Below are 956 nucleotides of genomic sequence, written 5' to 3'. Positions count from 1 at the left end.
CCGTTGAGCCGCAGGGCATAACAACTCATTGCCCCCATCCTGGCCATTGGACGCTGCCACGAAAATGTCCGACTCATACATCGCTGGAAGCTCATGAGCTTCAATCTGAGCATGCTGTGCAAGGTGACCCATATGGATAACTAAGAACCGCCCTGATTAAGTTTCAATTTTCTATTCGCCGATCCTGGGATGTCTATGCTTGATCCATGAGTGGCAGAGCCAAAGCATTTAGCGATGAAGGCGCACGGGATCCATCGCGCCCAAAACAGTATCGGGAACGAAAGAGAGCTCTGTACTTCCTGGGCATAGGAGGATTCTGCTTCCTCCTGACCTTGGCAGTGAATTACGGATTGAAGTTCACGATTCTGGGGGCGCATCCAACTTCAGCTTTTCTTATCGCTAATGCAGCGGCCACGGTAGTTTCCTACTACCTCTCGAGACGGTTTACCTTTGGGGATGTCGCCCACGGCCTCAAACGTATTCAGTTCATCAAATTCGTCGGCATGTCTACGGTAGCTATTGGAATTACTGCGGCGCCGGTTTATGTATCCCGTTGGATCTTTGGAATCACGGAACCACACGTTTCTTTTATCGTCCAGGAGATCGCCGACTTTATCACCGGACCAATTATCGGGACGTTACTTGGGATGATCTTCCGATGGTGGGCAATGAAGAAGTTCGTCTTCCTGAATACGCTCCATAAACGTACAGAGATCCTGTAAACCGCAGGAGCAAAGCAGTCGCGATTCCGCTGCAGATTTGTTCAACTGTCAGGGCGTCAGAGTACGCCCGCGGATTATGCCACCACAGTGTAACCACGATCACTGTCAAAAGTGCCCTGCCGATTTGCGGAGCCCTGAAAACCTGTGTATAGTTTTTATCTGTTGCCGGAACGGAAACAACACGGAATCTACCGTTTGTTTACCCGGCAGCCAATCACTTTTCACTGAAGGTTT

The 956-nt window shown here is 50.1% G+C and carries 1 protein-coding gene; it reads left to right on the top strand.

Annotated elements, in window-relative coordinates:
• Window positions 1-206 precede the first annotated feature (206 nt).
• Window positions 207-722, top strand: a complete 516-nt coding sequence (locus ACIOU9_RS17855; protein WP_402697797.1) for a GtrA family protein — start codon at window positions 207-209, stop codon at window positions 720-722.
• Window positions 723-956: the final 234 nt, after the last annotated feature.

It is taken from the genome of Glutamicibacter sp. NPDC087583 (assembly GCF_044743685.1).
GTDB lineage: Bacteria > Actinomycetota > Actinomycetes > Actinomycetales > Micrococcaceae > Glutamicibacter.
The sequence above is the reverse complement of the archived record's forward strand: the minus strand, read 5'-3'. Positions and strand labels throughout refer to the sequence as shown.